Annotated in this window: 8 protein-coding genes; 5 read left to right on the top strand and 3 right to left on the bottom strand. The window is 31.2% G+C overall.

What is annotated here, in order from left to right:
* Positions 1 to 8: 8 nt before the first annotated feature.
* Entirely contained in the window at positions 9 to 1,547 is a 1,539-nt protein-coding gene (locus MPF19_RS10055; protein ID WP_249988116.1) for a RagB/SusD family nutrient uptake outer membrane protein, read from the top strand.
* Positions 1,548 to 2,225: 678 nt separating this feature from the next.
* Here the strand turns inward: MPF19_RS10055 and bglX are convergent.
* The gene (gene bglX / locus MPF19_RS10050) at positions 2,226 to 4,481 is read right to left on the bottom strand and encodes a beta-glucosidase BglX (RefSeq protein ID WP_249988115.1); all 2,256 of its coding nucleotides are present in this window, start codon (positions 4,479 to 4,481) and stop codon (positions 2,226 to 2,228) included.
* A gap of 384 nt (positions 4,482 to 4,865) precedes the next feature.
* On the bottom strand, positions 4,866 to 7,097 hold the full coding sequence (locus tag MPF19_RS10045) for a beta-glucosidase (RefSeq protein ID WP_249988113.1): 2,232 nt from the start codon (positions 7,095 to 7,097) through the stop codon (positions 4,866 to 4,868).
* Between the two features lie 506 nt (positions 7,098 to 7,603).
* On the opposite strand from MPF19_RS10045, the gene MPF19_RS10040 reads away from it, so the two are divergent.
* From MPF19_RS10040 to MPF19_RS10030, 3 genes are all read left to right on the top strand, one after another.
* Complete coding sequence (locus tag MPF19_RS10040; protein ID WP_249988111.1) at positions 7,604 to 9,205, top strand: MFS transporter; 1,602 nt, start codon at positions 7,604 to 7,606, stop codon at positions 9,203 to 9,205.
* Between the two features lie 28 nt (positions 9,206 to 9,233).
* The gene (locus MPF19_RS10035; RefSeq protein WP_249988109.1) at positions 9,234 to 10,622 is read left to right on the top strand and encodes a GH1 family beta-glucosidase; all 1,389 of its coding nucleotides are present in this window, start codon (positions 9,234 to 9,236) and stop codon (positions 10,620 to 10,622) included.
* Positions 10,623 to 10,802: 180 nt separating this feature from the next.
* Positions 10,803 to 12,902, top strand: coding sequence for a thioredoxin domain-containing protein (locus MPF19_RS10030; protein WP_249988108.1), 2,100 nt, complete (start codon positions 10,803 to 10,805; stop codon positions 12,900 to 12,902).
* A 158-nt stretch (positions 12,903 to 13,060) separates the two neighbouring features.
* Here MPF19_RS10030 and MPF19_RS10025 read toward each other — a convergent pair whose 3' ends face one another.
* Positions 13,061 to 13,585 carry a YkgJ family cysteine cluster protein gene (locus MPF19_RS10025; protein ID WP_249988106.1) on the bottom strand — a complete coding sequence of 175 codons (525 nt, stop codon included), beginning with the start codon at positions 13,583 to 13,585 and terminating at the stop codon, positions 13,061 to 13,063.
* An 87-nt stretch (positions 13,586 to 13,672) separates the two neighbouring features.
* Between MPF19_RS10025 and argS the strand changes: the two genes are divergently transcribed.
* Positions 13,673 to 15,466, top strand: coding sequence for an arginine--tRNA ligase (argS, locus tag MPF19_RS10020; protein ID WP_249988104.1), 1,794 nt, complete (start codon positions 13,673 to 13,675; stop codon positions 15,464 to 15,466).
* Positions 15,467 to 15,551: the final 85 nt, after the last annotated feature.

Raw genomic sequence — 15,551 nt, 5'->3', positions numbered from 1 at the left:
CACATATTATGAAAAAAACAATTTTAACAATTATAGGAGTTCTTTTTCTAGGGTTTGTTTCTTGTAGCGATGAATTCACAGAAAACCCAAGAATAAATGTAGAGGATTTAGACACCTTTTTTCTTGAAGAAGACAACGTAGAGTCTGCCGTTATAGGTATCTATGATCTAATGCAATATAATTATGCTGTAGACTGGAGTAGTGTCTTTTTAGTCAAATTACTTCCAGGAGACGATGCAAATGCTGCTGGTGGTAATGCAGACGATCAGTCTCAACTTCAAGCGATAGATGATTATACAGATGTTTCTTCATCTAATACTTCTATTACAAGTGTTTGGGATCTTTTCTACAGAACTATTTCATTATCAAACCTAGTTATCAATAATATATCAGATAGTAATTTAAGTAATAAAGACAGAGCTTTAGCTGAGGCTAAATTTATGAGAGCTTGGTGTTATTTTGAATTAACAACCATGTTTGGTGATGTTCCTTTAAGGTTAACAGTGCCAGAAAAAGCAGAAGACTTCGGAATCGTAAAATCATCAAGAGCAGATATCTATACCCAAATTGAATTAGATTTAACTGCTGCAATTGCCGATTTACCGGGCAAAGGTGCTTCCGATAGCTTTAGAGCTTGCAAAGAAACTGCAGAAGCATTAATGGGTAAAGTATTAGTTTTTCAAGAAAAATATAGTGAATCTATTCCTTTTTTCGAAGCTGTAATTAATAATCCTGCTATCGATTTAGAAGAAAACCCTGCAGATGTTTGGAGCATTAATCATGAATTTGGAAAAGAATCATTATTTGAAATAGGATTTATTTCTACAACAGCAAGAGATTGGGGTAACTTTGCTTGGGGTGGTAGAAATGAAAGTAATCTACACGTTCAATTGATGGGACCAAGAGGAGATGGTATCTTTGATCTTACTGGTACAGATCTTATTAATGGATGGGGATTTAACCTACCAACAAGAAAATTAATAACTGCCTTTGAAAGTGCCGGTGATACGAAAAGAAAAGCTGCTACTATTATGACAGAAGAGGAATTGATTAACGCAGGTGGTGCAGTAGATGCTACAAAAGCTACAGGAGGAGTAATTTGGGATTATGAAGGGGCTATAAGAATAAAATACGCAACTAAATCTGAAGACACAAGTGAAGACGGTGTTAAAGAATTAAATTACAGTACTAATTTTAGGTTATTTAGATATGCAGAAGTTTTACTTTTAGCTGCCGAAGCTTACAACAAAGCAGGAGGGCAAGATATTGCTGCTAGAACGGAATTAAATAAAGTACGTGTAAGAGCTGGTTTATTACCTGACAATACCTCTACTGGCACAGCACTATTTGATGTAATTGTAAATGAAAAATTCTTAGAATTAGCTCATGAAGGACAACGCTTTTGGGATTTAGTTCGTTGGGGAAGAGCTGCAACCGAATTATCTGGAACAGGCTATACTTCTAAAAACGATTTATTTCCAATTCCTATTACCGAAATAGATAAAAATCCTGAATTAACTATTGCAGATCAAAATCCTGGATATTAACAATTAACAACTTTAGTTCCCCAATTTTATTATATTACCAAATAAGGCAGCATAAATATTAATTTTATGTTGCCTTATTTATTTAAACTAAATGAAACAAATGTTTAGACTATACTCCTTTGTATTTGTTATTGTAAGTATTACTCGTTGTTCTACCAAAAACAACGATAACAAAGAATAAACCTTATTTTCTAAACGTTCTACTAGTTCAACTACTATTTATAAAATTACATCAATTACAGCTCTATTTATTTGTGATGAGGCGTTTCTGTTCGAAATATTGATAATGATGGTTTCGACTATCTTTTCTTTACAGGAAATAAAATGTTATGATAAAGGAGGAAAATAAGATGTCCTTATTGCTAGAGGCTTGCTAGAATCAGAAGTAGAAATTGCAAGAAATGATGCAAGTTACGCTTGTTTTTAAAAGAAAAAGGAGATAGAAATTCAATACTTTTTTCTCTTTTAGAAAGTGATTTTTAGACTTCTGCAAAAGTTAAAGAAATGTCTATAATAACAATATATTTTAATTGAAAAGAATAAGGATGCTGTACAATATTTAAAGATGACAAATAAGAATCTTAACTATAAATAGTAATTAAAAATTAATTTCATATAAAAAATAGGGTTAAACCATAAAAAGTTTAACCCTGTTTTTTATTTACAAACTTTCCTAAATTATTTTTTAAGAGAAAAAGATGTTTTTAAACCTTGAGAAGCGTTTGGTCCAACCCAAAGATTAAAACTTCCTTCTTCAGCTGCTTTAATTAATTTATGATTTACAAACTCTAAATCTTTAGCAGAAATTATAAAAGTTACTTCTTTTGTTTCACCACTTTTTAAGAATACATGCTCAAATCTTTTTAACTCTTTAACAGGTCTAGTAATGCTGCCAACAACATCTTGTATATAGAGTTGTGCTATTTCTTTACCATCCTTTTTACCTGTATTTGTAATAGATACTTTAACTTCTAAATCTTCATTAAAATTGATAGTTTCTTTAGATAAAGAAATATCTGAATATTTAAACGTTGTGTAAGATAAACCATAACCAAAAGGAAAGTGCGGTGTAAAACCAACATCTAAATAATGAGATTTATTACCTAAAGAACTTTGCCACGCCGCAACAGGTATTTTATCCATAGAAATATAATTAGTACTATCTGCAGGTCTACCTGTATTTTTATGATTATAGAAAAAAGGTAACTGTCCTGCTGTTTTTGGCCAAGAAACAGGCAATCTTCCTTGGGGAGATTTTATTCCGTTTATAACTTCATACAAAGCCTCTCCTCCCATTGTTCCTGGATGCCAAGCCATTAAAACTGCAGCTGTTTTGTCTATAATGTTTGTAAAAGTAATTGGTCTACCTGCCATAATTACTAAAACAATTGGTTTTCCTGTTTTAGCCAATTCGTTAATTAATTCTTCTTGAGCTCCTGGTAAATTCATATTTGCTCTACTATGTGCTTCTCCAGATAAAATAGCCTCTTCACCTCCAAAAAATAAAATTACATCAGATTTTTTAGCAATATTAATTGCTTCCTGAAATCCTTTATTAGACGTATCTCTACTATATTCTAAACCTTTTGCAAACATATAATTTGTGTTTGCTTTTTTGTATGCAGCTAATGGTGTATTGGTATGTTCTTTTTCTCCATCAAAAGTCCAAGTACCTAATTGTTCGTGTGGCGCATTTGCCAACGGACCAATAATAGCAACGTTTGTTTTTTCTGAAATAGGCAATATTGAATTCTTGTTTTTTAATAATACCATACTTTCAATCGCTGCTTTTTTAGCTTCTTTTAAATGACTTTCTGCGTACAAATTACCCGTATGTTCTTTGTTTCTGTATGGATTTTCGAAAAGACCAAGTCTAAATTTAATTCGTAAAATATTACGTACAAATTCGTTTAACTCTTCTATACTTACCTTTTTTTCTTTTATCAATTCTTTTAAATGGTTCTCATAAGCTTCACTATTCATTTCCATATCTAATCCTGCTTTTGCAGCTAATTCTGCAGCATGCTTTTCGTTACTAGCAAAACCATGAGCAATCATTTCTGTAACCGAATCCCAATCACTTACAACAAAGCCATCAAATTGTAATTCTCCTCTTAAAACATCTTTCAATAAAAACTCATTTCCTGTAGCTGGAATTCCGTTTATTTCGTTAAAAGAACTCATTACAGTTGCAGCACCTGCATCTACAGCAGCTTTAAATGGTGGTAAATAAATATTTCGTAAAAGAGGTTCACTTAAATTAACAGTGTTGTAATCTCTACCTCCAATAGCAGCACCATACCCAATATAATGTTTTGCAGAAGCTGCCATTCTATAGGGATTACTTAAATCATCTCCTTGAAAACCTTTTATATAGGCAGCTCCTAAAACGGTTGCTAAATAAGGATCTTCTCCGGGAGATTCTGCAACTCTTCCCCATCGGCTATCTCTTGCAATGTCTAGCATTGGAGCAAACGTCCATCGTATGCCTGATGACGTCGCTTCAAAAGCAGCAATTTCAGAAGTTTTTTCTACAATTTGAGCATCCCATGTTGCTGCTAATCCCAATGGAATTGGAAAAATAGTTTTAAAACCATGAATCACGTCTCTACCAAAAATTAATGGAATTCCGTTTGGGCTCTCTTCAACAGCTATTCTTTGTAGTTCATCTACATAGTCTAAATTCATGATGTTTAAAAAAGCACCTACATTTCCTTTTTTAACAGATGTTATTAATTTTTCAGGAAGCTCACTTTCTGTGCTATGCATGCCTCTTAAATTGGTTTGTCCAATTTTTTCTTCTAAAGACATTTTAGAAAGTAAAGCTTCAATCTTAGCTTCATTAGTTGAGTCTTTTACAAAAGACGAATTTTTGTTTTCTTTACAACTTATAATTGTTACCAATAGCAGTAATAAAAAGAATCTTTTTTTCATAATATTATTCATTTTGTTGGTTTATTTTCTATCAAAAAGGTGCTTTTTACACCTTTAATTCCCTGTCTGATTTTGAAAAAACTCATAAAAAATCATTTTTCCAGGCACAATTCAGTGAGATCTACACTTATATAGATTATTTAAAAAGCGTCTAATTTTTTTTATTCAAAAAAAGCAGCACAAAGTAACTTCATACTGCTTTTTACAATTAATACCAAAAAAGCATTAAAACGCCGTATATAAATCGTTTATTTTATCCTTTCTCTATGTTAAATTTTGAAACCATAGCTAAGGCTATACTTTAAAAATTTGCCTTGATAAAGAAAAAAACAATTCGATTTATCTATACAACATTTCAAAACTTATTTGGTATAACAACTCAAGTTAAAACAATTCAAACTTAATTTTTTTTACAATATTATTCGATGCATTTCCTACATATAAATAATAAGTACCGTCCTCTACAGACCAATCAGAAATATCGGTATTATAATACCCCAATGTTGATACATTCATAGAAATAGTAACTAACTTATTTTCTCCTTTTTCTAAATAAACTTTAGAAAATCCTTTTAATTCCTTTACAGCTCTTTTTACTTTAGATTTATGTTTTCCTATATAAACTTGTACAACCTCTGCTCCTTCTCTATTACCTGTATTAGCAACTTCTAAAGTTACTTTTATCTGATCTTTTTTAGTATAATTTTCTTTATCCAACTTAACATCAGAAATCTTAAAATTAGCATAAGACAAACCAAAACCAAAGGCATATTGAGGTTTAATTTTTCGGGTATCAAACCATCTATACCCTACTAAAATATCTTCGATATATTCTTGGTTAACGCCATCTCCCGGATATGAAATTTGACCAAATGTATGTGCTGCATTGTCATTCAATTCTTTTGGAAAAGAAAAAGGAAGTTTCCCGGAAGGATTTACATCTCCGCTCACAATATCTGCAATGGCAAGTCCTGCTGTACTCCCTAAATACCAGGTTTGTAAAATTCCTTTGGTTTTAGAAATCCAAGGCATTTTTACAGCATTTCCTGTAACCAATAAGAAACCTAAGTTTTCATTTACTTCGTATATTCCGTTTATTAACTTCTCTTGTCCATAAGGCAAATCAAAATCTTCTCTATCATCTCCTTCACTATCTTGAAGATGGTTTTTGTTTAATCCACCAATAAAAAGAACAACGTCTGCTTTTTTAGCAACCTCAATTGCTTTTACATATAAAGAATCTTGGTTTAAAGTTGCAGGAAGCACTTTGTCGTAAACAGGTGCTCCAGATTCATATCCCATTGTATAAATAATGGTTGCATTTTTATATCTTTTTTGAATCCCTTGTAAAGGAGATATTTCGAAAAGAGGTTTTAATTGAGAAGAACCTCCTCCTCTTGTCATGTTTCTCGTTGCATTTTCTCCAATAACTGCAATTATTAATCCTTTTTGGTCTTTAATAGGAAAGAAATTATCGTCATTTTTTAACAATACAATACCTTCTGTAGCTACTTTTCTAGCTGTTTGATAATGCTCTTTATTATTTAATTTTCCTAAAGGTCTGTTTGGGTTCAAGTTTGTACGATACATTAAACGTAAAATTCTACGTACTTTATCATTCACTAAATCTTCACTTAATTCACCCTCTTTAATTGCTTTTAAAAATGGTTTAGCTAAATAATAATATTCGTAATGGTTAACTGTACCTGTTCCTAGGCCATCCGTTCCTGTCCCCATTTCCATATCAAGGCCATATAAAGCAGCTTCTTTTGTGTTATGAGCAGAGCCCCAATCACTAATTACAACACCATCAAACTTCCAGTCTGTTTTTAAAATTTTATTTAAAATTTTATGATGCGTTGTATGTTGTCCTCTAAATTTATTATAAGCCCCCATTAAAGCCCAAGTATTTCCTTTTTGCACCGCTGCTTTAAATGCAGGTAAATAAATTTCATGTAAAGCTCTGTCACTAACTTCTACATTAATTTTATCTCTCCAATGTTCCTGATTATTTAAGGCATAATGTTTTACACAAGCAGCAACACCATTTTTTTGGACTCCTTTAATATATGGCACTACCATTGATGATGCTAGAAAAGGATCTTCTCCTAAATACTCAAAATTTCTACCATTTAGTGGTGTTCTATAAATATTGACACCAGGCCCTAGTAAAACATCTTTTTTTCTATATCTAGCTTCTTCTCCTAAACTAAAACCATATTCTTCAGCTAATTCAGGGTTAAAACTTGCTGCTAAACATGTTAATGCAGGAAAAGCAGTTATGGCATCATTCGTCCAACCTGCTTCAGACCAAGCATCCCAACTAATTTCTTCTCTAACCCCATGCGGTCCATCAGACATCCATACTTCTGGTATTCCTAATCTAGCAACTCCTTTTGTACTAAATTTAGATTGTGCATGCGTCATAGCTACTTTTTCTTCTAAAGTTAAAACAGCTATAATACTATCTATTTTAGCTTCAATAAATTCAGAAGAAATCTGACTTTTCTCTAATTGAATTTTTGGTATTTTATTTTGGCCTATAATATGTGGAATATGTAAGCATAAAATAACACTTAATAACAGCTTGCTTTTTTTAAATGAAAATCTCATCATTACTATTAATTTACTAGGTTGTTTCTATTTCATAAAATTACTTTTTAACAGAATAGATGTATGCAACTATTTCAACTAACATTAAAACATTTGTTGCAATCCTTCTATAAACCTTACTTTCTGAGAGCCAATAAGACATTTGAGCTATCTTTTGCTTTAGATGTTCCATTCATACATTTTTATTCTTTTTATGTTTACAATACATTGATAACAATGTAATAATAGAGAAATTTAAAGAAAAACACTCCTTTTAAATCATTTGAAAAGTGAAATACACGGTATTAAAAACTGAAGCATTACAACTCAAGTATTAAACATAATAAATTAATAATTGAAGATTTTGAATCTAATTTATAAATAGCCAAAAAGCAATACAAGCTATAATTCATTCAATAAACAGGAAGATCAATAAAATAACAATTTTATGATTTTCTTCTTTTACCAATGCTGCATTTACAAACCAAAAACGGATAATTTCATCATAAAAAAACTTATACAATTAGAAAATGTTAAACATACATAAAGTTCCTTTAAAGGAAAAAATAGGATACGCGCTTGGAGATGGTGCTGCCAATATAGCTTGGAGAGGAGTTGCCGCTTTTCTGTTTATTTTCTATACAGATGTTTTTGGATTGCATCCTGCCACCGTAGGTCTTTTAATGCTAGTATCTCGTTTTAGTGATGGTATTAGCGATATTTTAATGGGAATTATTGGAGATAGAACCAAATCTAAATACGGAAAATTTAGACCTTGGATTTTATGGACAGCAGTCCCTTTAGGTTTAAGTCTTTCCTTGTTATTTTCTAGTCCAGATTTAAACCCTACAGGTAAAATTATCTATGCCTATATTACCTACATCGCTTTTACATTAATTTATACTGCAAATAATGTTCCGTACGGAGCCTTAATGGCGGTTATGACAGGCAATGACAAAGAAAGAACAAGTATTGGTTCTTTTAGAATGGTTGGTGCATTTACTGGAGGAATGTTGGTACAAGGAGTCTTGCTTTTCTTGGTCGCTTATTTTGGGAATGTAAACCCTATTATTAAGGTTGATAAATTAGATTCTGAAAAATTTAAAGTTGAAATATCTGCACCTAAAGACGTTTTAAATGCTAATATTAAAACAGAAAACGGAATTGCTTTATTTACTTGGGACACTATTGAATCTAAAGAAAACACTCCTACAAAAGGAAAAAGTTTTACTATAGAAGCCAATAAAAATTACACATTTATTGTTACCGGAGAAAAAGATATTAATGAAAAGTCTTTTTCTATTATTGATCAAAAAAAAGGATATAGCAATTCTATGTATATCATGTCTATTTTTTTAACCTTGTTTATGGTTATCACTTTTTACACCACTAAAGAAAGAGTGTTGCCTCCAAAAGATCAAAAAACAAATTTAAAACAAGATTTAAAAGACTTAATAAAAAACAAACCTTGGTTAATTTTATTAGCCATAGGCCTATTGTTTAATGTGTACAATTCTATAAAACAAGGAATTGTGGTCGTTTACTTTACACATTATTTAAACAATCAATTATTAGCAGCCAGTTTTATGGTCGGTTTAATGTTAGCCTCTATTGCAGGTGCTATGATAACGGCTCCTTTAGGTAGAATATTAGGAAAACGGATGTTATTTATTTATGCTTTATTATTTTCCGGAGGTGTAAATGCATTTCTAGTTTTTTGTGGTCCGAATGATATTTCTATGATTTTTGCCTTAGGTATTATCTCTGAATTTGGCGCAGCAATTCTACCTACTCTGTTCTTTGTAATGTTAGGGGATGCAGCAGATTATTCTGAATTTAAAAATGGAAGAAGAGCCACAGGCTTGGTGTATTCTGCAGGTTCTTTTGCTACAAAATTTGGAGGAGGAATTGCGGGTGCTATTATTGGTTTGGTTTTAGCAGCGTTTCATTATAGTGGTCAAGATGCCGTTGCCATAGAAGGTGCACTACCAGGAGTTGTTATGTTAATGAGTTGGGTTCCTTCTTTAATTACAATTTTAGCAGCTATTGTAATGCTCTTTTATCCGCTTACCGAAACAAAGTTAGATGAAATTACATTAGAATTAAACACAAGAAGATTAAAAGAAAAATAGAATTTTTAAATATTGATATTATATACTTATGAATAAATTTCCAAAAGATTTTGTTTGGGGAACAGCTACATCATCTTATCAAATAGAAGGTGCAAGTGATTTAGATGGAAAAGGTCCTTCCATTTGGGATGCTTTTTGCAAAATTCCTGGTAAAATAAATAATAATGAAACAGGTAACGTTGCCTGCGATCATTATCATCTATTTAAAGAAGACATCAAATTGATGCAAGAAATGGGCGTTAAAGCCTACCGTTTTTCAATTGCTTGGTCTAGAATTATGCCAACAGGAAAAGGAACTGTGAATGAAAAAGGAATTCAGTTTTATTCAGAATTAATTGATGAGCTTTTAAAAGCAGATATTGTTCCTTGGGTAACACTGTATCATTGGGATTTACCTTTGGCCTTACAAATGGAAAATGATGGGTGGTTACACAAAGATATTACAGATTATTTTAAAGAATATGCCGATGTTTGTTTCAATCGATTTGGTGATCGCGTAAAAAACTGGATTACATTAAACGAACCTTGGGTCGTTTCTATTTTAGGCTATGGACAAGGAGTTTTTGCTCCTGGTAGAGTTTCTAATTCAGAACCTTATTTGGCTGGTCATCATTTAATTTTATCTCATGCAAAAGCCGTAAAATTATACAAGGAAAAGTATGCGCATCAAAATGGAGAAATCGGAATCTCTAATAATTGTGATTGGCGAGAACCATTAACAGATAGCAAAGAAGATAAGGATGCTGCCGAAAGAGCGTTAGAATTTTTTATTGCTTGGTTTGCCGATCCTATTTATAAAGGAGATTACCCTGAGGTAATGAAAGAACGATTAAAAGAACGTCTTCCCTGTTTTACTGAAGATGAAAAAATATTGATAAAAGGATCTTCAGACTTTTTTGGGTTGAATCATTATACAACTATGTATGCCGCAAATTCTGATGGAATTATAAAAGAAGTGGCAGTTAACGGAAATGGCGGTATTTCTGAAGACCAAGACGTAGATTTAAGCGTAGATAAAGACTGGAAAGTAACTTTAATGGATTGGGCAGTGGTGCCTTGGGGCTGTAAAAAGTTATTAAAATGGATAGATAAGCGTTACGATAAACCTAATATTTACATCACAGAAAATGGTTGTGCGTATCCAGATAAATTAATCGATGGTAAAGTTGATGACCAAGAAAGATTAGAATTTTATCAAGGTTATTTAATAGCTTGTCAAGAAGCAATCGCTGAAGGTGTTAATTTAAAAGGATATTTTGCCTGGTCTTTTATGGATAATTTTGAATGGGCTTTGGGTTATGAACAACGATTTGGTTTACATTATGTAGATTTTAAAACTTTAGAAAGAACCCCTAAAAAATCAGCACATTGGTTTAAAAAAGCCATAAAAAATGATTGTGCAGAAGTAACCTTATAATTATAAAAACATCTATACTTTATCTAAAAAAAGGAAGTACAGATGTTTTTTTTATCCAAATAATTCAAAAAAAATCTTCCTTTAAATTTCTTAAATAAAATAAATATCTCTACTTATTTTATTACTTTTCCTTTTGTAGTACTTTAGCACTATACCATATGCACTAAAAACAACTAAAAATTGGTTCCTAAAATTAAAATCATATTATTTTTAAGCATTATTCTTTGTTTTGGATGTTCTAAAAACACAAAAAATCAAAATGAATTAGGCCATGAAACCAGCCCCTATTTATTACAACATGCAAATAATCCTGTAAATTGGAAAGCTTGGAATGATAAGACATTACAACTTGCAAAAGATAAAAATAAGTTAATTATTATTTCTATTGGTTATTCTGCGTGTCATTGGTGTCATGTAATGGAAGAAGAAAGTTTCGAAAACGATTCTATTGCCAAAATAATGAATGAAAACTTTATAAATATTAAGGTTGATAGAGAAGAAAGACCAGATGTAGATAATGTGTATATGAATGCAGTACAATTAATGACTGGCAGTGGCGGTTGGCCTCTAAACTGTATTGCGTTACCCGATGGTAGGCCTATTTATGGTGGAACCTATTTTACAAAAGAACAATGGGAAGAAATTTTGTTAAACATCTCTAAACTCTATAAAGAAACCCCAGAAAAAGCTATTGAATATGCAGAGCGTGTAACGGAAGGCATTCAGAAATCTGAATTAATTACCATTAGAAAAGATACTGCTGATTTTAAAGATTCTGATATAAAAAATGCCGTTTTAAATTGGCAACAAAACTTAGACACTATTTATGGTGGATCTAAAAGAGATATTAAATTTCCGATGCCAAATTCTTTAGAGTTTTTATTAAGATACAGCTATCAATTTGAGGATATCAATATAAAAAATCATCTAGAAACTACTTTAACAAAAATGGCTTTTGGTGGAATTTATGATCAAATAAATGGAGGTTTCTCTAGATATTCTACGGATAAAAAATGGCACATTCCTCATTTTGAAAAAATGCTTTATGACAATGCACAGCTCGTTAGTTTGTATGCAAAAGCCTATCAAAATGATAAAAAAGAATTGTACAAAACAGTCATTGAAGAAACTTTAGATTTTGTGAAAAATGAATTAACAGACCAAAACGGGGCCTTCTTTTCTTCTTTAGATGCAGACAGTAAAAATACTGAAAACGAATTAGAAGAAGGTGCTTATTATTATTTTACGAAACAGGAATTGCAACATTTAATTACTAAGGATTACTCATTGTTTGAAAATTATTATAATGTGAATAATTTTGGTTTGTGGGAAAAAAACCGATTTGTTTTAATTAAAAATTCACCGAATGTAGCATTTGCAGACAAACACAATATAAGTACTGATTTGCTTTCATCAAAAGTAAAAAATTGGAAAACAATTCTTAAAAAAGCTAGAAAACAAAAAGTACAACCAAATTTAGATGATAAGGTTTTAACTTCTTGGAATGCCTTAATGATAAAAGGATATACAGATGCTTATAAAGCTTTAAAAAACGAAGATTATTTAAAAATAGCGCTTAAAAATGCTAACTTTATCTTAAAGAATCAATTACAAAAAAACGGAAACCTTTACAGAAATTACAAAAACGGAAAAAGTACTATTAATGCCTATTCCGAAGATTATGCTACTTTAATAGATGCTTTTATCAATTTGTATGAAGTTACCCTTGATGAAAAATGGTTAACAGCATCCAAAAAATTAATGGACTTTACTTTAGAAAACTATTTGAATAAAGAAAACAATATGTTTTACTTTACGTCAAATAAAGATCAAAAATTAATATCAAGAAAAGTAAAAGTTGATGATAACGTAATAGCTTCTCCCAATTCTATTTTGGCAAATTGTCTGTTTAAATTAAGCCTTTATTATTCTGATACTAATTATAACAAAATTTCAAATCAGATGCTTCACAATATGAAAGATGATGTTTTAAAAAGTCCTTCTAGCTATAGTAATTGGTTAAACCTGATGACCAATTATACCAGACCTTTTTATGAAGTGGCAGTTGTTGGTGCTAAAGCATCCGTTCTTAAAAATGAATTTCAAGAGAACTACATTCCGAATGTTATTATTGTAGGTTCTACAAAAGAAAATGAGAGTGTTCCTTTATTAAAGGATAAATATGTAACGGATGAAACCTACATTTACGTTTGTAATTTTGGGGCTTGTAAATTGCCTCAAACGGAAATTACAAAAGCTATTGAATTGATACAAAAATAAAAAACCATCTCGCTTGAGATGGTTTTTTTAAATCAACTAATTCAAATAAATTATAAAATGAAAACAGTTAACTACGCTGTCTTCAACTCTATAAAAGCAAGTTCTGTGCCAAAATTTATTTGAAATGTATTTTTAGATATCTTTAACAAAGGTACTACTTAGCTCCTTCTCTTCTTTACTTTAGAAACCATTGGTACTGCTTTTTTTAATGCTTCTACAATAGAATACGCTGCCGGACAAATAGCAGTATTTGCAACTGTCAATTCAGAAATATTGATAAACTTTTTTCTATTTGTATGAGGATATTCGGCACATGCTTTTGGGCGAACATCATAAATAAAACAGGTATTATCAGATTCATCTAAGAAAGAACATGGCGCCGTTTTTAACACCATAAAATCGTCTTCGTCTCTTTCTAAATACTGATTTGTAAAAGCAGCAACTTTCATTTTTAAATGCTTAGAAATACGCTCTACATCTTTATCCGTAAAAATAGGACTTGTTGTTTTACAACAATTTCCGCAAGCTAAACAATCTGTCTTTTCAAACTCTTTATCGTGCAATTCTTGCACCACATAATCAAAGTTTTTAGGGACTCTTTTTTTTACATTCGCAAAATATTTTAGACTTTCTTTTTTAGCTTCTTCTGCTAATTTTGGTAGTTGTGCTAGACGTTTTTCCATTATGCAAAAATACAATTATTCTTGACCAAAAATCGTTCTAAAAAACAAATAAAATATGTAATTTTGCATTTCAATTTTCAATACCATATGAGCATTCAAAATAGTATAGAAACCAAAGTAAAAGAAGGTTTTTTAGCATTATACAATACCGAAATTCCAACTGTAGAATTTCAGGCAACGAGAAAAGAATTTGAAGGAGATATTACAGTAGTAGTATTCCCATTATTACGCTACAAAAAAGGAAACCCTGTACAAATTGGGGAAGATTTAGGTAAATACGTTGTAGAAAACGTTGCTGAAATCACTAATTACAACGTAGTAAAAGGTTTCTTAAACCTAGTTATTGACGATAGTTTTTATACAAATTTCTTCAACTCAATATACTCAAACGCTAATTATGGTATGGTTTCGCCAAAGGCGGATGAAAAAGCAGTAATGGTAGAATATTCTTCTCCAAACACCAATAAACCTTTACACTTAGGCCATGTTCGTAATAATTTATTAGGTTATTCTGTAGCAGAAATTATTAAAGCTGCAGGTAAAAAAGTATATAAAACACAGATTATTAACGACAGAGGTATTCATATTTGTAAATCTATGTTGGCCTGGGAAAAATTCGCTCCCAATGGGAGTGATGGACAAAAAGAAACTCCAGAAAACACCGGTTTAAAAGGTGATAAATTGGTGGGTAATTACTACGTAAAATTCGACCAAGAATATAAAAAAGAAATTGCGCAATTAATTGCGGAAGGAAAAACGGAAGACGAAGCTAAAAAAGAAGCTCCGTTATTTGTAGAGGCACAACAAATGTTGTTGAAGTGGGAAGCTGGAGATGCAGAAGTTGTTGCTCTATGGAAAGAAATGAACTCTTGGGTTTACAAAGGTTTTGAAGTTACTTACAAAAGTATGGGTGTAGATTTTGACACTTTATATTATGAAAGTAACACCTATTTATTAGGAAAAGATGTAGTTGCACAAGGTTTAGAAAAAGGTGTTTTCTATAAAAAAGAAGACGGTTCTGTTTGGTGTGATTTAACCGAAGATGGTTTAGACGAAAAAATTGTGTTACGATCTGACGGTACAGCTGTTTATATGACACAAGATATAGGTACTGCTATACAACGTGTAAAAGATTATGCAGACGTTGGTGGTATGGTGTATACGGTAGGAAATGAACAAGATTATCATTTTCAAGTATTATTCTTAATCTTGAAAAAATTAGGATTTGATTGGGCAAAACAATTGCATCATTTAAGTTACGGAATGGTTGATTTACCTTCTGGAAAAATGAAATCTAGAGAAGGTACGGTTGTAGATGCAGATGATTTAATGGATGAAATGACGGCAACGGCCAAAGAAATTTCTGAAGAATTAGGGAAATTAGATGGGTATTCTGATAAAGAGAAAAACGAGTTATACGAAACGATTGGTTTAGGTGCTTTAAAATACTTTATTTTAAAAGTAGATCCTAAAAAGAGAATTTTGTTCGACCCAAAATCTTCTGTAGATTTCCAGGGAAATACAGGTCCTTTTATTCAGTATACGTACGCTAGAATTCAGTCTATTATTAGAAAAGCAGATTTTGATTACTCGCAACCTCTTACTATTGAATTACATGAAAAGGAGAAAGAATTGTTAAAACAATTAGAATTGTACCCTGAAACTGTACAACAAGCTGCTGCCAATTATTCACCAGCAATTATTGCAAATTACACATACGATTTGGTAAAGGAATTTAATTCTTTTTATCAGAATGTACATATATTAGGAGAACAAGATCTAAATAAAAAAGTTTTTAGAGTACAATTGTCTAAAAAAGTTGCTGAAACCATAAAATCTGCCTTTTTATTGTTAGGAATTCAGGTTCCGGAGAGAATGTAAATTAGTTAATACTAGCATTGGCTATAAACATAAAAGTTAGTAAATTAGCATGCGTTAAGGATTGAAGTGACATCCTTTTTTGTTT

This window comes from Polaribacter sp. Z014 (assembly GCF_023555435.1).
Lineage (GTDB): Bacteria > Bacteroidota > Bacteroidia > Flavobacteriales > Flavobacteriaceae > Polaribacter.
The sequence above is the reverse complement of the archived record's forward strand: the minus strand, read 5'-3'. Positions and strand labels throughout refer to the sequence as shown.